Genomic DNA, 19,850 nt, shown 5'->3' with positions numbered 1-19,850 from the left:
CAAGCCCCTTGCTCTAGCCTGAGCATTGCCCATTGCTGGAAGCCTTCCGATGCTGGTGATTCATCGCAGAATCGACCCTCAACCCGTCTGGGCCGCAGAATTGCACCTGACCTTCGAAGCCCGGAGTAAAAGCCGTTTGCGCTGTTTCAGTGCCGAAGGTGAAGACGTCGGGTTGTTTTTGGAGCGCGGTCAGCCGCCCCTGTATGACGGCGAGTGCCTGCAAGCCGAAGACGGGCGCATCGTGCGTGTCTGCGCCCGCCCCGAACAATTGCTCCACGTCACCTGCGCCAATGCCTTCGAATTGACCCGCGCCGCCTATCACCTCGGCAACCGCCATGTTGCCCTGCAAATCGGTGACGGCTGGCTGCGCCTGCTCGACGATTACGTGCTCAAAGCCATGCTCGAACAGCTGGAGGCCAAGGTCGAAAACATCGAAGCGCCGTTCCAGCCGGAGCACGGCGCCTATGGCGGCGGCCATCACCATTCGCGGCATGGCGACGAAGATTTCAATTACCCACCGAAACTGCACCAGTTCGGCGTCCGCTTATGAACCCGGCCTGGGCGCTGCTGCGCCTGGCCAGTCCGCAGTTGCCAATTGGCGGCTACAGCTATTCCCAAGGTCTGGAAATGGCGGTGGATAACGGCCGGGTGAGCGATGCAGATGGCGCGCGACGCTGGATCAGCGATCAATTGTTGCTGAACCTGGCGCGGTTCGAAGCGCCGCTGCTGCTCGCCCATTGCGTGGCCGCCGCGGAGGAAAACTGGGCCGAATTGCAGCAACGCTGCGAAGAACATCGGGCCAGTCGGGAAACCCGCGAATTGCATCAAGAGAGCCGGCAGATGGGCTACTCCTTGCAACAACTGCTCACCGGTTTACCGGAACTCGACGCCCCCGCCCGCGCCTTCCTCGAACAACGCCCCGAACCGCATCTGGCCCTCGGCTGGGCGCTGGCCGCCCGGGCCTGGGGAATCAGTCCACAGGATGCGCTGGCCGCATGGCTCTGGAGCTGGCTGGAAAACCAGTTGGCGGTGCTGATGAAAACCCTGCCGCTGGGCCAGCAAGCCGCGCAACGCCTGACCAGCGAACTGCTGCCGCTGCTGCAACAAGCCCAGCAGGACGCCACCCGAATCCACCCCGAACACTACGGCAGCGCCGCGTTTGGTCTGTCCCTGGCCTGCATGGCCCATGAGCGCCAGTACAGCCGTCTGTTCCGTTCCTAGGGCCTTTTAACTTGGAGAACCACATGAACACACAACCCCTGCGCGTCGGCATCGGCGGCCCGGTCGGTTCCGGTAAAACCGCGTTGACCCTGGCCTTATGCCTGGCCCTGCGCGAGCGCTACAACCTGGCCGTCGTCACCAACGACATCTACACCCGCGAAGACGCCGACTTTCTGGTACGCAACGAAGCCCTGGCGCCTGAACGGATCATCGGCGTGGAAACCGGCGGCTGCCCGCACACGGCGATCCGCGAAGACGCCTCGATCAACCTCGAAGCCGTGGATCAACTGAACCGCCGCTTTCCGGGTCTGGACCTGATTCTGGTGGAGTCCGGTGGCGACAATCTCTCGGCAACCTTCAGCCCTGAACTGTCCGACCTGACCATCTACGTGATTGACGTTTCGGCCGGCGACAAACTGCCGCGCAAGGGCGGGCCCGGCATCTGCAAATCCGATCTGCTGGTGATCAACAAAGTCGACCTCGCGCCATTGGTAGGCGCATCGCTGGAGATGATGGACAGCGACACCAAGCGTATGCGCAACGGCAAACCGTTTGTCTTCAGCAACCAGAAAACCGGTCTGGGCCTTGAAGAGATCATCGCCTTCATCGAACGCCAGGGCCTGCTGACCGCGGCCTGACCACGACTTATCAACAAGGAAGCTTATCCATGACACTGAAACGTATTCTGGGCGCCGTGGCCCTGCTGCTGACCCCAGCCATCGCCTTCGCCCATCCCGGTCACGGCGACAACGGCTTGATCGCCGGCATCAGCCACCCGATTGGAGGCCTCGATCACTTGCTGGCGATGGTTGCCGTCGGCTTGTGGGCAGCGCAGCAAAAAGGGGCGGCGCGCTGGGCGCTGCCGTGTACGTTTGTCGGCACCATGCTGATTGGCGGATTGCTGGGGTTTGAAGGGCTGAACCTGCCGGCGCTGGAAGGCGGGATTGCGGCGTCGGTGTTGGCGCTGGGCCTCGCGGTGGCGTTGGTGGTGCGTCCGCCGTTAAGCGTAGCGATGGCGGCGACGGCGTTGTTTGCGCTGTTGCATGGTGTGGCGCATGGGCTGGAGTTGCCCGACATGTCGAGCCCTTGGGCCTATGCGGCCGGTTTTGTGGCGGCGACAGCGGCGTTGCATGGGTTGGGTTATGCGGTTGTTCGTGGGTTGCCGCAAGCGGCTGCTCCGCTGGTTCGAGTGGCGGGCGCGGCGTCGGCGGCGACTGGTGTGTGGTTGTTGGCGGGCTGATTTCTTTATCGCCTGTGATGGCCTCTTCGCGAGCAGGCTCGCTCCCACATTTGTTCTGTATGCACAGCTCCAGTGTGGGAGCGAGCCTGCTCGCGAAGGCGGCCTGACAGACACCGCATCTCTCAGGCCTGCTAACATGTCGCGCAATCAACCCTGCCGTGACGACGCCAGCCAATGCCGCCTGTTTCCCGCTCCGCCTCCCAGCCTGAATTGACCGCCCTGTTCGCCTCGGTGCAACAGCACTTCCAGGACGTGATCGTGCCGCTCTGGCAAGGCCCCGGCTGGAATGCCGACCTGGCGTTGCCGTATGAAGCACTGGATTCGGAGCATCAGCCGCTGCCGCCTCAACGCTACCGGGCCATGGCCTGCGCACGGCAGCTGTATCTTTTCTCAAGCCTGATCGGCCAGGTGCCGGGCGCCCAAGAGCGTGCCGCCGCGTTGTTCCGTTCTCTGCAGCAGCATTTCCACGATGCCGAACACGGCGGCTGGTTCTACAGCATCGACCCGCAAGGCGTTCCACTCGACCCGCGCAAAGACCTTTACACCCACGCGTTCATCCTGTTCGCCTGTGCCCATTACTGGGACAAGGTTCGCGAACCGCTGGTGGAATCGGTGCTCAATGCTGCGCTGGAAGTGATCGCTCAGCGTTTCGCGACAGGCGACGGTCTGTACGAAGCCAGCCTCGACCGTGACTGGTCCTCGCTGAATTCCGGGCCACTGCAAAATCCTCTGATGCACCTGGCCGAAGCCTTCCTCGCCACCCTGTCGGTGCGTGAAGACGCCGCTGTGCAGCGTGCGCTCGTCGACTTATGCACAGGCATGCAGAAGCGCTTCATCGACCCGCAACTGAGCGTGTTGATGGAGAAGCCGCTGGGGGCTGTGGATAACTGGTTTGAACCGGGGCATCAGTTCGAGTGGTATTTCCTGTTGGAGTCTTCACCGTTGCTGCGAGGCTCGGCATTACATGCTTCGCTTGATCGTGCATTTGCGCTGACCGAGCAGATGGGTGTCGATCCGCAGACGGGTGCCGTGGTGGCGATGCTCGTTCTGGAGGGATCTGCAAAGGATGCCACCCAGCGCATCTGGGCCCAGGCTGAATACCTGCGCGCCCTGACCTTGCGGCCCGACAGCGAGGCCTCTGTGCAGCGTCAATTGCAGGCGCTGCAACAGCGTTTTCTGCATGCGGGCGGCTGGTATGAGTGTCGCGATGAGAAAGGCGAAGTGAGCCGCAAGGACATGCCGTCGACGACGCCTTATCACTTGGCGACCTGCTATCGCGGGCTGCTCGACTATCTGCGCTGACTGATAGATAGCTATCGCGGGCAAGCCACGCTCCCACAGAGATCACACTGTACCTGTGGGAGCGTGGCTTGCCCGCGATGGCCGTTACGCGGTCTTAAGCCTTGGCATTACGCTCGATCGAAAAACCAGCCCAGGTCTGGCTCACCGGCATCAATTCAAGGCTATTGATGTTGATGTGTGCCGGCGCATTCATCACCCAGAAAATAGTCTCGGCGATATCCTGCGGCTGGATCGGCTCGGCACCCGCATACGTCGCGTTGTAACGTTCCTGGTCACCGGCAAAACGCACCAGCGAGAACTCGCTTTCACACAGGCCCGGCTCGATGTTGCTGACGCGCACGCCAGTGCCTTGCAAGTCGCAACGCAGATTCAACGAGAACTGCTTAACGAACGCCTTGCTCGCGCCGTACACATGGCTGCCCGGATACGGATAGTTGCCGGCGATAGAGCCAAGGTTGACGATGCCGGCGCCGCGACCATGGGCAATCAGGCGCGGCAGCAGCAGACGGGTGCTGTACATCAGGCCTTTGATGTTGGTGTCGACCATGGTGTCCCAATCGTCGAGATCGCACTTGGGTGCCGGGTCCACACCGAGCGCCAGGCCGGCGTTGTTGATCAGCCCGCGCAACTTGGCGAAGGACGGCGGCAGGTTGGCAATCGCTTCCTCCATGGCTTTGCGATCACGCACGTCGAGCACCAGGCCATGCACCTCGGTCTGCTTCGACAACTCGGCGCACAGGGCATTCAGGCGCTCTTCACGACGGCCTGTCAGCACCAGTTTCCAGCCAGCCTCGGCAAAACGGCGGGCACAGGCTTCACCAAAACCGGAGGTCGCGCCGGTAATAAACAGGGTGTTGGACATCGTGTTCTCCTTGCTTCGGCTGACGGACAGCCCTTGGAATAGAAAATCAGCTGGCAGCATGCCCGGCCTTGCTCACAGCGGCAACCACGGCAAAAGCTGAACAAAAAACAACCAACCCGGTGAACGCCTTACGCACCGTGGCCTGCAGCCATGTACGCGCATGTTATCCACAGGCCGGTCCACAGTTTCCGGGGGCAAGTGGAAAAGCTGGAAGCCGCTGTGCACAAGGCTTTGCGGGGAGTTTTGAAAGTTTTTCGCTTGACCCTCGAATGCTCGCGGTGTAGCGCAGGGCATTTTGCACGATTTGCCCTACGGAGCAGCGATGGCGCCAAGCCAGTAACTACGGCCCTCAGCCGAGTCTTTCCAGAGTTTGATCACAGACTTATCCACAGGCTTGCCCTGCCCGTTTCGCCTCGCTTTTGCCTCCAATAAAAAGGTTGACAACGACGCTTCCTCCCCACGCAAAAACGCCTGATCAAAAAATAACCACATCGCTACAAGCCACGGATTTAAAGGCGCCCAGCCAGCTACTCCCACGTTATTCACAGCCAGTTCCACAGCAAACGGGGACAAGTCAAAACCGTGACAAAACAACTATTTGCAGCGGCTTTATGTCGCGCTTTCAGAGCTTGTGAATATTGTTTTCCACAATTTCAAAAAAGCACTCAGCACGCCCTATGGGAGCGAACCTGCTGATGATGGCGGAGTGTCAGTCCGAACGCTTTTCACTGACCCACCGCCATCGTCGGAACGCCGCCCGGAGCAAGCTCGCTGCCACAGGGAATGGTTGTGAATTCAAGTCTTCACCTGGCAAACGGGTTAATAGGTTTTATACAGAAAAATTAATCTTGGCTTGGCGCTCGCCGACATCAAAAATGTCGACGAGCGCGTGAACATGCAATTACATTTTATTGAATAGGTTTTTAATTTCCTGTTTAAAACTGGATACTTTTTTCTCTGGGTTTTTCTTGCACAACGCTACAACTTGAGGAAGAACCGTTGCATCAACGGTTGTCTTTTTGAAAGAGCCACCGTTTGAATTTATTGTATCGTCGGTTGTAACCCAAAGCAGGACAGGGGACTGCGCACTCGGAGTTACATCGAGGAATTCCTGACACGTCATATTATCCGCGTTAGTGGATGCAGCATATACGACGCTGACGGAGGAAAGAATCAAGCTAGCCAACGCCATTTTGTAAAAGACTTTATGAGCCATCGTCGACATCTCCAGGGACTTGGATAATACTTCTTATATAAAGAAGTAAAATTGCTTGTTGATTAACGCTAAAAATAAAGAACTTAGATTCAGCTTTATTACAAGCATATTCCGATTGAGTATAGACGGCCTGACACAGTATCAATGTCTATTTTTTCCACCTGACTTTCTTCATGAATGCGACAGCACTGACAACTTAATTAGCGCTGCACTTGTTATAACTGCGCTTGCTCTTTCCGCCATAAAAAAGCCCCGGCGATTGCGCGCCGGGGCTTTTGTTTAACGCCACAGACTCAATGACCGCCGAGATAAGCGTTACGCACTTCCTCGTTCACCAGCAGCTCCTTGCCGGTGCCCGTGAGGCGGATCTCGCCGTTGACCATCACATACGCCCGGTCCGACAGCTTGAGCGCGTGGTTGGCGTTCTGCTCGACCAGGAAGATGGTCATGCCGGTTTTCGCCAGCTCGCGCAATGTTGCGAAGATCTGTTTCACCACGATCGGCGCCAGACCCAAGCTCGGCTCGTCGAGCAATAGCAGCTTCGGCCGGCTCATCAACGCACGGGCGATGGCGAGCATTTGCTGCTCGCCGCCGGACATGGTCATTGCCCGCTGGTTGCGCCGCTCTTCAAGTCGCGGGAACAGCTCGAACATGCGTTGCATGTCTTCCTTGGCGTACTTGTCACCGATAGGGATGGTGCCCATCAGCAGGTTTTCCTCGACGGTCATGTCGGGGAACACCCGCCGGCCTTCCGGCGATTGTGCGATGCCGTTGGACGCGATGTAGTGGGACGACTTGTGGGTGATGTCCACGCCCTGATAGATGATCTGCCCGTCCGCCGCACGCGGCTGACCGAAGATCGACATCAGCAGGGTCGACTTGCCGGCACCGTTGGAGCCGATCAGGCTGACGGTTTCACCTTCATTGATGTGCAGCGAGACTTTCTTCAGGGCCTGGATCGGCCCGTAAAACACGTCCAGTTCCTTGAGTTCGAGGATCGGTTGACTCATAACACCACTTCCTCTTCATCAGCGCCCAGGTAGGCCGCAATCACTTTCGGGTCGTTGCGGATCGCATCGGGGCCGCCTTCGGCGATGACGATGCCGTGGTCCAGTACCACGATGTGGTCGGAAATACTCATCACCATGCCCATGTCGTGTTCGATCAGCACCACGGTCAGATCGTGCTCGTCACGCAGCAGCCGGATCATCGCGCTCAGTGCTTCGGTTTCCTGAGGGTTGAGGCCGGCGGCCGGTTCGTCGAGGCAGATGATCTGCGGACGGGTGCACATGGCCCGGGCGATTTCCAGACGGCGTTGCTGGCCGTAGGACAGTTCGCCGGCGAGGCGGTTGGCGCAATCCACCAGGTCCACCACTTCCAGCCAGTAGAAGGCATGGTCCAGCGCATCACTTTCAGCCTTGCGGTAGCCTTTGGTGTTGAGGATGCCGGCCAGCATGCTGCGGTTGACCCACATGTGTTGGGCCACCAGCAGGTTTTCCAGCACCGACATTTCCTTGAACAGGCGAATGTTCTGGAAGGTCCGCGCCAGGCCGGCACGGTTCACCAGGTGGGTACCGCCGAACATCTTGTAATACAGCCGACTGGCGAAGGACGCCGGCGAGACGAAGTCGGTCGGTTTGAACGACTCGCCCAGCAGCTTGATGACGTTGGTTTTTTCCCCACGCACGCTGAGCTCGATCTTGCCGCCGGACGCTTTGTAGAATCCGGTCAGGCAGTTGAACACCGTCGTCTTGCCGGCGCCGTTAGGACCGATCAGGGCGAAGATCGAATTGCGTTTGACCTGCAGGCTGACATCATTCAATGCCTTGATGCCGCCAAAGTGCATCATCAGCTTCTCGACCGAGAGTACGACTTCGCTCATGGCGCTACTCCTTTACGCGGGGTCACACCGGTACGGCTGATCCGAATCAGGCCGCGCGGTCGCCAGATCATCATCAACACCATCAGGATGCCGAACAGCAGCACGCGGTATTCCGCGAAGCCACGCAGCAGCTCCGGGGCGACGGTCAGCACGAAGGCTGCAATCACCACGCCGATGGTCGAGCCCATGCCGCCGAGTACCACGATGGCGAGGATCAGGGCCGATTCAAAGAAGGTAAACGAGGTCGGGTTGACGAAGCCTTGATAGGTGGCGAAGAACACCCCAGCCAGACCGGCCGTCGACGCGCCGATGGTGAAGGCCGAGAGCTTCACCAGCACGTGGTTCAGGCCCATGGAGCGGCAGGCGATTTCGTCTTCACGCAAGGCTTCCCAGGCGCGGCCGACCGGCATACGGGTCAAGCGATGCTTGATGTACAACACCGCCAGCACAACCATGAACAACACCGCGTAAATGAAGTAGTACTTCACGTCGGGGTTGTAGGCGATGCCGAAGAACTCGTGGAACGGTATGCCACCGTCTTTCGCGCGCTTGCCGAACTCCAGACCGAAGAACGTTGGCAGCGGAGCCGGCATGCCGTTAGGGCCACCGGTCAGCGACAGCCAGTTGTTGAGGATCAGGCGGATGATTTCACCGAAGCCCAGGGTCACGATGGCCAGGTAGTCACCGTGCAGACGCAACACCGGGAAGCCGAGGATGCACCCGGCAAGCCCGGCAGTGATCGCCGCCAGCGGCAGCACCGTCCAGAAACCCAGGCCGAGGTACTGGTAACCGAGTGCCAGGCCATAGGCGCCGATGGCGTAGAACGCCACGTAACCCAGGTCGAGCAGGCCGGCCAGGCCGACCACGATGTTCAGCCCCAGACCGAGCAGCACGTAGATCAACCCGAGGATGACCACGCCCAGCAGGTAGGAGTTGGAGAAAAACGGAAACACCACGGCAATGACGATCATCAGCGGGATGATCCAGCGCAACCGGGATTTGTAATCGGGCGGCAGTACATGAACCCCGGAGCCGGTGGTTTCAAACCCTTCGAGAATTTTCAGACCCTTGGGTGTTTGCAGGAACAGGCTCAGGGCAAAACGGCCCGCCATGACGATGGCGACAATCCACGCCACACGTGTTGGTTGCAGGTTGAAGCCATAGCCGTCGAGGACAATGCCGACAATCGGACCAAACACGATGAGCGCTACAAGGCCGGCAAGAATCGCGTCAACCAGGCTTCTTTTGAGATCAATGGTTTTTTTAGTGGTTGAAGACATCGCTTACACCTTCGACACAAGAGGACGGCCGAGCAGGCCTTGAGGCCGAAAGACCAGAACGAGAACGAGCAGCGAGAAGCTGAAAACGTCTTTGTAGTCCGAGTTGACCAGACCAGAGAACAGCGACTCGGAGATCCCGAGAATGATCCCGCCGAGCATCGCACCCGGCAACGAGCCGATCCCGCCGAGTACCGCTGCGGTGAACGCTTTGATGCCGATGACGAAACCTGCGTAGAAGTCGAACGTGCCGTAGTTCATGGTGATCAGTACGCCGGCCAGGGCCGCCATCGCTGCACCGATGATGAACACGTAGGAAATCACGCGGTCGGTGTTGATCCCCAGGATCGAGGCCATCTTGCGGTCTTGCTGGGTCGCGCGGCACATGCGGCCGAGCTTGGTGTACTTGATGACGTAGGTCAGCAGGCCCATCCCGACAAACGCGGCGACCAGAATGAAGATCTTGGTGTAGGTCAGCTGGACGAAGCCAGTGCCGACTTCAACGCGCCATGCACCGGTCAGCAGTGTCGGAACACCTTGCTGGCGAGCGCCCTGGGCGATCTGTGCATAGTTTTGCAGGATCAGGGAAATACCGATGGCGCTGATCAGCGGTGCCAGTCGGGTGGAGTTGCGCAACGGCTTGTAGGCGACGCGCTCGATGACCCAGCCATACACCGCCGTGACAACGATGGTGAAAACCAGTGTGCCGAGCATCAGCAGAGGGAAGGATTCAATACCGAAGTAAGCCAGCAGAGCCAGACTGATTGCCGCCAGGTAAGCAGAAATCATGTAAACCTCGCCGTGGGCGAAGTTGATCATGCCAATGATGCCATAGACCATTGTGTAGCCGATGGCGATCAGGCCATAGACCGACCCGAGGGTCAGGCCGTTGACCAGTTGCTGCAGGAAAATACCATCCATAACGCAATCTCACGCATTTGAGAGACTGCACAGAAGCCGGGTGCGACGGACCGGGGTTCAGCCGCCGACGCTAACCGGTTGTGTGCAGCTCTACGAGAAAAGACAGGTACTGCACGGACATGTTCTTTGAGTGCCCGGCGCACAAGGCGCCGGGCAATCAGCAGGTCATATCACTTCTGTTTTTCCAGCTGGTGGTATTTGCCGTCCTTGTCCCACTGGTAAACCACGTAGTCGGAGACTTTCAGGTCGCCCTTGGCGTCCCAGGTCTTCTCGCCCATCACGGTTTTGACCGGGTGCGCTTTCAGCCATTTGGCAGCGTCTTCGCCCTTGTTGGACTTGGCGCCATTGAACGCAGCGGCCAGGGTCTGGACCGAAGCGTATGCGTAGAGGGTGTAGCCTTCAGGCTCGGTACCGGCCTTGCGGAAAGCGTCTACCACGGTCTTGCTGTCTGGCAGCAGGCGTGGGTCGGCGCCAAAGGTCATCAGCACGCCGTCGACGTATTGCGGGCCGCCAGCGGTGGTCACCAGTTCGTCGGTCACGATGCCGTCATCGGACATGAATTTCACGTCTTTCAGGCCTTCGGTACGCAGCTGTTTAACCAGTGGACCGGCTTCCGGGTGCAGACCACCGAAGTAGACAACATCGGCGCCAGCGGCACGGATCTTGGTGACCACGGCACTGAAGTCTTTCTCGCCACGGGTCAGGCCTTCATACAGCACTGGCGTTACGCCACGCTTGACCAACTGAGCCTTGGTGGCGTCAGCCAGGCCTTGGCCGTAGGTGTCCTTGTCGTGCAGCACGGCAACTTTTTTGCCCTTGAGCACGTCGACGATGTAGTCGCCGGCCACGATGCCCTGCTGGTCGTCACGCCCGCACATACGGAACATGGCGCTCAGGCCGCGTTCGGTAACAGCCGGGTTGGTGGAACCTGGGGTGATTGCGATGATGCCCGCTTCGTCGTAGATCTCGGAGGCCGGGATGGTCGACGAGGAGCAGAAGTGACCGACCACGCCAGCAACCTTCTGGTTGGTCAGGTCCTTGGCGACCGTCACAGCCTGTTTCGGTTCGCAGGCGTCATCGCCCTTCACCAGTACGATTTTTTCCCCGTTAACGCCGCCCGCCGCGTTCACCGCGTCGGCTGCAGCCTGTGCACCCTTCATGTACTGCTCGCCAAATGCCGCGTTGGCGCCTGTCATCGGGCCCGCCACACCGATTTTCACATCAGCCTGTGCAAACGCAGAAACACCCAGCGCAGCTGCCACTGCGAGGGCCAGAAAGCCTTTCTTGTAAAACGTCTGGGACATGAGGTGGTGCTCCAAGGTTTTTTTTTAGTTGGCACTGCGATTTCACTGATTGCTCAGAGCAAGGGCCGTGCCATCGGTTTTTTATTCTGAAAAAAGTCGCTGCATTATTGTTTTTACGACTGTTTTGTTCCCATTTTCATTGGGCGTGCAACCGTCTAAACCGCGGAAGGTGAAACCATTTATTTTTAAAGGCGCAACCCGCATGCGCCATCATTGCAACCGCGGTGTTAAACGACGTGCAACCAGCCTGTAACAACGTGCGTCACCGAAGTGCACACTGCTGGTGCGGGACTGCTACAACCCGCACCATTACAGGCTAGTCGCTGCGCCGAAAAGCGCCGCTTCCAGCAACAAATTTCAACAATCAGATGACGATCCGCAAGCACTGGCCTGCGTGATACAGCGAGAATCCAGCCTCGTACAGACAACTGCGCAACCCTACTCCCGCCAGGGGCTGCATCGGTGCGAACGGAATCGGTAGCGCTTGAGGATTTCCGTTACACAAATAATCGGCAAAGGCTTTGCCGACGACGGTCCCCGTGGTCACGCCCCGGCCGTTGTAGCCAGTGACTGCCACTAAACCGGGCGCCGGTTCGAACAGACGCATCAAATGATCGGGGGTGAACGCGATGCAACCGGTCCAGGTGCATTCCCACTCCACCGGTTTGAGGTAAGGGAAATAGTGTTGCTGAACGCGGTCCGCCCAGGCTTTGAGGAACCAGGCCGGTTTCTGATTGCCATTACCGAGACTGCCGAGCAACAGACGCCCGTCCTTGTCCCGACGAATGCTGCTGAGCACCTGACGGGTATCCCAGGAACCCTGGCCACCGGGCAGAATCTGTTGCGCGGCGTCTTCGGTCAGCGGGACCGAAGCCACCTGGTAGTAGTAACCGGGGAAGAAATTGCGCCGCAGCTCCGTCCAGTCGCCTTCGGTGTAAGCGTTGGAGGCGATGACGACTTTCTCGGCCATGACCGAACCCTGAGCGGTTTGCACCGACCAGCGCTGGCCCTGGCGTTCGAGTCGGGTCACCGGGGAATGATCGAACAGCTGACCGCCGAGGCTGATGGCCGCTTTGGCCAGCCCGGTGGTGTATGCCATCGGATTGAGGGTGCCGGCACGTCGATCGAGCAAGGCAGCGGCGATTTTCTTGGTGCCCGTCGCCTGCTCGCAGGCCTGGCCGGTCAACAGTTCGACCGGCGCCCCGCGACGTTTCCATTGTTCTTCACGACTGCGCAAGTCCGCCTCGCCACGGGCGTTGTGCGCCATGTGCAGCGTGCCTTCGCGGCGTAACTGGCAATCGATGTTGTATTTGTCCACAAGGCTGAACACCAGGGACGGTGCCGCGCCGAGCATGCGGTTGAGCTGGCTGCCCACCGCTTCGCCGAACCCGGCTTCGATGTCGTCCGGTGGAATCCACATGCCGGCGTTGACCAGGCCGACATTGCGCCCCGAGCCGCCATGGCCAGCGCGATGAGCTTCCAGCACACACACCGATTTACCTTGTTCCAGCAGATGCACCGCCGCCGACAGACCGGTGAACCCGGCGCCAATGACGCAGACATCGACTGTCACTTCACCCTTGAGCGCCGCGTTGTCGGGCCTTTGCGGCGTCAGTTTTTCCCACAGACACTCTTCGCGTAACGGCATTGCCAGACTCCAGCAGAAACCTAACCAACACACCATTCAAGTGTGGGAGGGAACTATGTGGCGAGGGGGCTTGCCCCGTTCGGCTGCGAAGCAGTCGTAAAACCATTGGATTCGGTGTACCTGATACACCAGGATCGCAGGTTTTAGGGCCGCTTCGCGACCCAACGGGGGCAAGCCCCCTCACCCCAAGGGCTCGCTCCCACAAGGGGATTGCTTTTCGACTTGAGAGTTAGTCGAAGGTAATCCCTTGAGCCAACGGCAACTCCAGCGAGTAGTTCACGGTGTTGGTCTGGCGACGCATGTAGCCGCGCCATGCATCGGAGCCCGACTCACGACCACCGCCGGTTTCTTTCTCGCCACCAAACGCGCCACCGATTTCGGCACCGCTTGGGCCGATGTTGACGTTGGCGATGCCGCAGTCACTGCCGACCGCCGACATGAATTGTTCGGCTTCACGCACGTCGGTGGTGAAGATGCACGAGGACAGGCCTTGTGGCACGGCGTTGTTGAGGCGCAGGGCTTCGTCGAAATCCTTGTAACCGATCACGTACAGAATCGGCGCGAAGGTTTCGTGGCAAACCACAGGGCTCTGCTCCGGCATTTCAACGATGGCCGGTGCGACGTAGTAGGCATTAGGGAATTTGTCTTCCAGTTGGCGCTTGCCGCCGAATACGCGGCCGCCTTCGCTCAACGCCTGCTCCAGCGCGTCCTGCATGTTTTCGAAACTTTGTTTGTCGATCAGCGGGCCAATCAGATTGCCTTCCAGCGGATGGCCGATGCGCACTTTGGAATACGCGGCTTTCAGGCGGGTGACGATTTCTTCCTTCACCGACTCGTGCGCAATCAGACGACGCAGGGTGGTGCAACGCTGGCCGGCAGTCCCGACGGCGCTGAACAGGATGGCGCGGACAGCCATATCCAGGTCGGCGCTTGGGCCGAGGATCATGGCGTTGTTGCCGCCCAGTTCCAGAATGCTGCGAGCGAAACGTGCGGCGATTTTCGGTGCCACTTCGCGGCCCATGCGGGTGCTGCCTGTGGCGCTGATCAGCGCGACACGCGGGTCATCGACCAGCGCTTCGCCCGCGTCGCGGCCGCCGATGATCACCTGGCTCAGGTGTGGCGGAGCATCGCTGAAGTTTTTCAGCACGCGATCGAACAGCGCTTGGCAGGCCAGCGCGGTCAGTGGGGTTTTCTCGGACGGTTTCCAGATCACCGGGTTGCCGCAGACCAGCGCCAGCGTGGTGTTCCAGGCCCAAACCGCGACCGGGAAGTTGAACGCACTGATCACGCCGACGACGCCCAGCGGGTGCCAGGTTTCGCGCATATGGTGGCCAGGACGCTCGGACGCAATGGTCAAACCGTACAGCTGACGGGACAGACCGACGGCGAAATCGCAGATATCGATCATTTCCTGAACTTCACCCAGGCCTTCCTGGGTGATCTTGCCGGCTTCCCAGGAGACCAGCTCGCCAAGATCGGCCTTGTATTCGCGCAGGATGTCGCCCAATTGGCGCACCAGTTCGCCACGGCGCGGCGCCGGAACCTTGCGCCACAATTCGAACGCATGATCGGCACGACTGATGTGCTGCTCGACTTCAGCAGCGCCTTCCCAGTTCACGGCAGCAATCTGGCTGCCATCGATCGGCGAATGCACCGGCACTTTGCCGTTCTGGTACAGGGCCGGGTTTACACCAAGACGATCAAGCAATGCGGCAACCATGGGTCACTCCTCAAGCGAAAAACACAAAGGGTGCAGCCGGAATAATCACGGCTGATCAGACCTGTAGTTTTAGCTCCCCGGAGGTTACCCAACAAACGACCTTTAAGAGAGATATCATTCCGTTTATTCATGCTGCGAATTGCTGGTAAGAAAGAAACAAGAAAAAGGACTACCCATGCTGAATAAACGCTACCTGCCGTCGATCACAGCACTGCAGTGTTTCGAGGCCGTGACCCGGCATTTGAGCTTCACCCGGGCCGCCGAAGAGCTGAACCTGACCCAGAGCGCGGTCAGTAAACAGGTCGCGCAACTTGAAGAATTGTTGCAGCACTTGTTGTTCCGCCGCGTGCGCCGACGCCTGCAAATGACTCCGGCCGGTGATTTGTACCTGGTGGAAGTCAGAAAAATCCTCACGCAGGTCGAGATGTCGACCCATTACCTGCGTTCTTACGGCGGTGAAACCGAAGTCTTGCGCGTCTCGACCCCACCGACGTTTGGCGCGCGCTGGTTGGTGCCGCGCCTGAAAGGCTGGCGCCTGCGCCATCCTTCGATCCATCTGGACCTGTGCAGCGAGCAGGAAGCCGACGATTTGCTGCAAGGTCGCAGCGATCTCGCGTTCTACTTCGGCCAGGGTTCACGGCCCGGCACCGAATGCCTGAAGCTGTTCGGCGAGGAGCTGGTGCCGGTTTGCGCACCGGGCAGCCTCCCCGACAAGCCGTTCACCGACCCGACGCAACTCACCGACCTGGTTCTGCTGCAAAACGCTTCCCGCCCGCAGGCCTGGCATGACTGGTTCGACAGCCAGGGCTACCACACCGAACACAGCTACCACGGCCCGCGTTTTGAAACGTTCTACATGTGCATCCGCGCCGCCCAGGTCGGCTGCGGCGTGGCGCTGCTGCCACGGTTTCTGGTGGAAGAGGAATTGGCCGACGGCAAACTGGTCATCCCCTGGAAACACGCGATGCCGAGCACGGATGCCTATTACCTGGCGTATCCCGAGCATTCGGCGGAAGTGCCCAAGGTGCGTGATTTTGTGAAATGGATGCTGGAGCAGATTGATAGCCCGGATGGGGCACAAATCTAAAGTCCCACCCAAACCCTGTGGGAGCGAGCCCTGTGGCGAGGGGGCTTGCCCCCGTTGGATTGCGCAGCAGTCCCGGCTTCAGATTCTTTGGGGCCGCTCCGCGACCCAACGGGGCCAGCCCCCTCGCCACAGGGCTCATTCCTACAAGGATCTGCGTTGTCCAAAAAATCGCTGGCAATCTTTACCAGTGATATGCGCCACTACCCCCATTCAATGCGGAGAACCCCGTTATGAGCGAGAGCGTGTTTGGCGATCGCATCGTGCAGAACCTGCTCGACACCGACTTCTACAAACTGACGATGATGCAGGCGGTGCTGCACAACTACCCGAACGTCGAAGTTGAATGGGAGTTTCGTTGCCGCAACAGTGAAGATTTGCGCCCGTACCTGGCGGAGATCCGTTTTCAGATCGAGCGTCTGGCAGAGTTGAGCCTGAGCCCTGATCAATTGGGTTTTCTGGAGCGCATCAGTTTTCTGAAGCCGGATTTTTTGCGGTTCCTCGGGTTGTTCCGCTTCAACCTGCGCTACATCCACACCGGCATCGAAAACGGCGAGTTGTTCATCCGCCTGCGTGGGCCGTGGCTGCATGTGATTCTGTTCGAAGTGCCGCTGCTGGCGATTGTCAGTGAAGTGCGCAACCGCTATCGCTACCGGGAAATCGTCCTGGAACAGGCGCGCGAACAGCTTTACCGCAAGTTCGACTGGCTGACCGCCAACGCCAGCAGCGACGAATTGTCCGAGTTGCAGGTCGCTGATTTCGGCACGCGCCGGCGTTTTTCGTACCGCGTGCAGGAAGAAGTGGTGAACGTGCTCAAGCACGACTTCCCCGGGCGCTTCGTCGGCACCAGCAACGTGCACCTGTCCCGGGAACTGGACATGAAACCGCTGGGCACCATGGCCCACGAATGGATCATGGCCCATCAGCAACTGGGGCCACGGCTGATCGACAGTCAAATTGCAGCGCTCGACTGCTGGGTGCGCGAATACCGTGGCCTGCTGGGGATTGCCCTGACTGATTGCATCACCATGGATGCCTTCCTCGGTGATTTCGATCTGTTTTTCGCCAAGCTGTTCGACGGCCTGCGCCACGACTCGGGTGACCCGGTGGTATGGGCGGAAAAAGCCATCGCCCACTATCACAAGCTCGGCATCGACCCGATGAGCAAGACGCTGACATTCTCCGACAGCCTGACGCTGCCCAAGTCGCTGGAGATATTCCGCGCGCTGCGGGGTCGGATCAATGTCAGCTTTGGCATCGGCACCCACCTGACCTGCGATATTCCGGGTGTCGAACCGATGAGCATCGTGCTTAAAATGACGGCCTGCGACGGCCAGCCCGTGGCAAAGATTTCTGATGAGCCTGGCAAGACTCACTGCAAAGACCCGAATTTCGTCGCCTATTTGCGACACGTTTTCAAAGTACCTGCCGCCCTTTCAAGCACATCTAGCAAGGAGTGAATTCATGCAAGCCGTACAGCGTGAGATTGCTGAGCAGCTCAATGTTCAACCACCGTTTGCCGACGAGGCCGCCCTTGAGGCAGAAGTCGCCCGGCGGGTGAGTTTCATTCAGGATTGCCTGGTCAATTCCGGGCTCAAGACCCTGGTGCTGGGCATCAGCGGTGGCGTCGACTCCCTGACCGCCGGCCTGTTGGCCCAACGGGCGATGCGCGAACTGCGTCAGCGCACCGGCGACAAGAGTTACAAATTCATCGCCGTGCGTTTGCCGTACGAGACTCAGTTCGATGAACACGACGCCCAGGCCTCGGTGGATTTCATCGCCCCGGACGAACGCCACACCGTGAACATCGGCCCGGCGGTCAAATCCCTGGCCAATGAAGTCGCTGCCTTCGAAGGCAAACATGCGGTTTCGGTGGATTTCGTGCTCGGCAACACCAAGGCGCGCATGCGCATGGTCGCTCAGTACACCATCGCCGGCGCGGCCCATGGCCTGGTGATCGGCACCGACCACGCGGCAGAAGCGGTCATGGGTTTCTTCACCAAGTTCGGTGACGGCGCCTGCGACCTGGCACCGCTGAGTGGGCTGGTGAAGAATCAGGTTCGCGACATTGCCCGCAGCTTCGGGGCGCCGGAATCGCTGGTAGAGAAAATCCCTACAGCTGATCTGGAAGACCTGTCGCCGGGCAAACCGGACGAAGCGTCCCACGGCGTGACCTATGCCGAGATTGATGCGTTCCTGCACGGCGAGCCGGTACGTGAGGAAGCGTTCAAGATCATTTGTGAGACTTACAAGAAGACGCATCACAAGCGGGTGATGCCGTTTGCGCCTTGATTTGTGAGTAATGAAAAAGCCCGCTGAAGTGTTGATCTTCAGCGGGCTTTTCTTTGGCTGGAGCATTTGTAGAGGCTGCCGGCCCCTTCGCGAGCAAGCCCGCTCCCACATTTGACCTGTTTTCGCAGGACTAATGTGGGAGCGGGCTTGCTCGCGAAGAACGATTACGCGGTATTCAGACTTACTTCAGGGTAACCGTGCCTTTCATCATCGAGATGTGCCCAGGGAACGAGCAGAAGAAGCCGTAGCTTTCGCCCGCCGCCAGCTTCGACACGTCGAAGGTCACCGAATCCGTTTCGCCAGCACCGATGATTTTGGTGTGGGCAATGATTCGATCGTCACCTTCTTTCAGGTAGTTCTTGTCGATGCCGGCCGCCATGCCGTCAGTAGCGATCGGCTGCATGTCAGCGGTTTTACTCAGCACCCAGTTATGGCCCATGACGTTCTTCGGCAGGCTGCCGGAGTGTTTCAGCTCCACGGTGAACGTCTTGCAGCTCTTGTCGATGCTGATGTCCTTGGTATCGAAGGACATCTGGTCAGTGGAGTCGATAGTCGTCTTGCACTCGGCAGCCATCAATTGACTGCTGGCCAGTGTCAGCAGGGATACCGCAACAAGTTTGGCAAACATGGTGAATCTCCAAGGCAGGGTTAACGAAAAGTGCGAATGGACAGAAGACTGCCTGAAAACTTCGCAAGTTCCTATGACTTGAATCAAAAATTGTATACAACTTTAGCGCTATGACACCTATCGAAACAATCTACCAGCCAGGCGTCTGGCCCGGCCCTATGATCAGGCCATCATCCTTTACCCGGAGCGACGGTCATGTCCTTGAATAGCCTGTTGTGCAGTTTGCTTGCCGCCTACGCCTGTGGTGCCAGCGGCACCTATGAAACACCTCAGCGCGAGGTTTAACCCTTGGAGCGTAGCTGAGCTGCCTTTACTCTGTGGCCATCCTGCCCCTGGAGAAACGCATGTCTTTGAAGTCTGTTTGTGTATTTTGCGGCGCCAGCACCGGCACCCATCCAGCCTATCGTGAAGCGGCGGTTGCCTTGGGGCGCGCCTTGGCCAAACGCAATTTGACCCTGGTCTATGGCGGCGGCGCCGTCGGCCTGATGGGGATTGTTGCTGACGCTGCACTGGCGGCCGGCGGTGAAGTGATCGGGATCATCCCGCAAAGCCTCAAGGACAAGGAAATCGGCCATAGCGGCCTGACGCGCCTGGAAGTGGTCGACGGCATGCATGCGCGCAAGGCGCGGATGGCCGAACTCAGCGACGCGTTTATCGCCCTGCCCGGTGGCCTCGGCACGCTGGAAGAACTGTTCGAAGTCTGGACCTGGGGCCAGCTCGGCTATCACGGCAAGCCGCTCGGGCTGCTGGAAGTGAACGGCTTCTACAGCAAATTGACCGGTTTTCTTGATCATATCGTCGGCGAAGGCTTCGTTCGCGCACCGCACCGTGACATGCTGCAAGTGAGCGAATCACCGCAAACCCTGCTCGATGCCCTGGACGCCTGGCAACCGTCGGTCCTGCCAAAATGGACCGATCAAAAACCCAGCTAACGGCTCGGCACCGATACAGGGCAGAATATGCGCCGCTCAACCTCACCTTCGACCCCAGAGGATCGCCCATGGCTAAACCTAATTATTCCTTCGCCAAACGTCAGAGAGACTTGGCCAAGGAGCAGAAGAAAGAGGAAAAGCTTCAGCGCAAGAAAGCTACAGCTGAAGAAGAAGCAGCAGCACTGAACCCGGATGCCGAAGGCGAAGTGGCTACAGACGAAACTGAAGCACCGAAAGATCAGGCGCCCGACGCCTGAGACCCTCAGGGCCGGATGATCTGATCAGGCCCACCGGATCTGTGTCCAGGGTCAGCAGTTACTT

Annotated in this window: 20 protein-coding genes; 10 read left to right on the top strand and 10 right to left on the bottom strand. The window is 59.0% G+C overall.

From position 1 onward, the window contains the following. The first annotated feature begins 49 nt into the window (after positions 1-49). The 5 genes from ureE (at position 50) to BK660_RS27075 (ending at position 3,763) form a co-directional block, all read left to right on the top strand. A complete protein-coding gene (ureE, locus tag BK660_RS27095; protein ID WP_123435915.1) occupies positions 50-550 on the top strand; it encodes an urease accessory protein UreE in 501 nt (166 codons plus the stop codon). Then, complete coding sequence (locus tag BK660_RS27090; protein ID WP_123435914.1) at positions 547-1,221, top strand: urease accessory protein UreF; 675 nt, start codon at positions 547-549, stop codon at positions 1,219-1,221. Before ureE ends, BK660_RS27090 begins: the two co-directional genes overlap by 4 nt. A gap of 23 nt (positions 1,222-1,244) precedes the next feature. Further along, positions 1,245-1,859: an urease accessory protein UreG gene (ureG, locus tag BK660_RS27085; RefSeq protein ID WP_007947546.1), complete on the top strand. Its 615-nt coding sequence runs from the start codon at positions 1,245-1,247 to the stop codon at positions 1,857-1,859. A 29-nt stretch (positions 1,860-1,888) separates the two neighbouring features. Then, on the top strand, positions 1,889-2,461 hold the full coding sequence (locus BK660_RS27080) for a HupE/UreJ family protein (protein ID WP_123435913.1): 573 nt from the start codon (positions 1,889-1,891) through the stop codon (positions 2,459-2,461). Between the two features lie 174 nt (positions 2,462-2,635). Then, positions 2,636-3,763: an AGE family epimerase/isomerase gene (locus tag BK660_RS27075; RefSeq protein WP_123435912.1), complete on the top strand. Its 1,128-nt coding sequence runs from the start codon at positions 2,636-2,638 to the stop codon at positions 3,761-3,763. A gap of 94 nt (positions 3,764-3,857) precedes the next feature. On the opposite strand, the gene BK660_RS27070 is transcribed toward BK660_RS27075, so the two are convergent. The 9 genes from BK660_RS27070 to amaB all read right to left on the bottom strand — a co-directional run bounded on the left by BK660_RS27070 (position 3,858) and on the right by amaB (position 14,593). Beyond that, entirely contained in the window at positions 3,858-4,625 is a 768-nt protein-coding gene (locus BK660_RS27070; protein ID WP_027921957.1) for an SDR family oxidoreductase, read from the bottom strand. 901 nt (positions 4,626-5,526) lie between these two features. Further along, entirely contained in the window at positions 5,527-5,841 is a 315-nt protein-coding gene (locus BK660_RS27060) for an HdeA/HdeB family chaperone (RefSeq protein WP_185045227.1), read from the bottom strand. A gap of 293 nt (positions 5,842-6,134) precedes the next feature. Beyond that, on the bottom strand, positions 6,135-6,851 hold the full coding sequence (locus BK660_RS27055) for an ABC transporter ATP-binding protein (protein ID WP_027921958.1): 717 nt from the start codon (positions 6,849-6,851) through the stop codon (positions 6,135-6,137). Next, positions 6,848-7,723 (bottom strand): ABC transporter ATP-binding protein, encoded by an 876-nt coding sequence (locus BK660_RS27050; protein WP_123435909.1) that lies wholly within the window; start codon positions 7,721-7,723, stop codon positions 6,848-6,850. The genes BK660_RS27055 and BK660_RS27050 overlap by 4 nt, the downstream gene beginning before the upstream one ends. After that, positions 7,720-9,003: a high-affinity branched-chain amino acid ABC transporter permease LivM gene (livM, locus tag BK660_RS27045; RefSeq protein WP_027921960.1), complete on the bottom strand. Its 1,284-nt coding sequence runs from the start codon at positions 9,001-9,003 to the stop codon at positions 7,720-7,722. Before livM ends, BK660_RS27050 begins: the two co-directional genes overlap by 4 nt. Before the next feature lie 3 nt (positions 9,004-9,006). Further along, on the bottom strand, positions 9,007-9,921 hold the full coding sequence (locus BK660_RS27040; protein ID WP_027921961.1) for an ABC transporter permease subunit: 915 nt from the start codon (positions 9,919-9,921) through the stop codon (positions 9,007-9,009). A 170-nt stretch (positions 9,922-10,091) separates the two neighbouring features. Then, on the bottom strand, positions 10,092-11,225 hold the full coding sequence (locus BK660_RS27035; RefSeq protein WP_123435908.1) for a branched-chain amino acid ABC transporter substrate-binding protein: 1,134 nt from the start codon (positions 11,223-11,225) through the stop codon (positions 10,092-10,094). A 364-nt stretch (positions 11,226-11,589) separates the two neighbouring features. Continuing rightward, entirely contained in the window at positions 11,590-12,873 is a 1,284-nt protein-coding gene (gene amaA, locus BK660_RS27030) for an L-pipecolate oxidase (protein ID WP_123435907.1), read from the bottom strand. 229 nt (positions 12,874-13,102) lie between these two features. Beyond that, positions 13,103-14,593 carry an L-piperidine-6-carboxylate dehydrogenase gene (amaB, locus tag BK660_RS27025; RefSeq protein WP_123435906.1) on the bottom strand — a complete coding sequence of 497 codons (1,491 nt, stop codon included), beginning with the start codon at positions 14,591-14,593 and terminating at the stop codon, positions 13,103-13,105. 175 nt (positions 14,594-14,768) lie between these two features. On the opposite strand from amaB, the gene BK660_RS27020 reads away from it, so the two are divergent. From BK660_RS27020 to nadE, 3 genes are all read left to right on the top strand, one after another. After that, complete coding sequence (locus tag BK660_RS27020; RefSeq protein ID WP_027921965.1) at positions 14,769-15,680, top strand: LysR family transcriptional regulator; 912 nt, start codon at positions 14,769-14,771, stop codon at positions 15,678-15,680. A 230-nt stretch (positions 15,681-15,910) separates the two neighbouring features. Beyond that, a complete protein-coding gene (gene pncB / locus BK660_RS27010) occupies positions 15,911-17,137 on the top strand; it encodes a nicotinate phosphoribosyltransferase (protein ID WP_123435905.1) in 1,227 nt (408 codons plus the stop codon). Between the two features lie 4 nt (positions 17,138-17,141). Next, positions 17,142-17,969 carry an ammonia-dependent NAD(+) synthetase gene (gene nadE, locus BK660_RS27005; protein ID WP_123435904.1) on the top strand — a complete coding sequence of 276 codons (828 nt, stop codon included), beginning with the start codon at positions 17,142-17,144 and terminating at the stop codon, positions 17,967-17,969. A gap of 181 nt (positions 17,970-18,150) precedes the next feature. Here the strand turns inward: nadE and azu are convergent, their stop codons facing one another. Continuing rightward, positions 18,151-18,597, bottom strand: a complete 447-nt coding sequence (azu, locus tag BK660_RS27000; protein WP_123435903.1) for an azurin — start codon at positions 18,595-18,597, stop codon at positions 18,151-18,153. A gap of 344 nt (positions 18,598-18,941) precedes the next feature. Between azu and BK660_RS26995 the strand changes: the two genes are divergently transcribed. Beyond that, complete coding sequence (locus tag BK660_RS26995) at positions 18,942-19,529, top strand: LOG family protein (protein ID WP_123435902.1); 588 nt, start codon at positions 18,942-18,944, stop codon at positions 19,527-19,529. A gap of 68 nt (positions 19,530-19,597) precedes the next feature. Further along, positions 19,598-19,786, top strand: a complete 189-nt coding sequence (locus tag BK660_RS26990; protein ID WP_007947526.1) for a hypothetical protein — start codon at positions 19,598-19,600, stop codon at positions 19,784-19,786. Positions 19,787-19,850 lie beyond the last annotated feature (64 nt).

The sequence above is a fragment of the Pseudomonas brassicacearum genome (genome assembly GCF_003732265.1).
In the GTDB taxonomy this organism is placed as follows: Bacteria; Pseudomonadota; Gammaproteobacteria; order Pseudomonadales; family Pseudomonadaceae; genus Aquipseudomonas; species Aquipseudomonas brassicacearum_D.
This window is presented reverse-complemented; position numbering and strand designations above follow the sequence as displayed.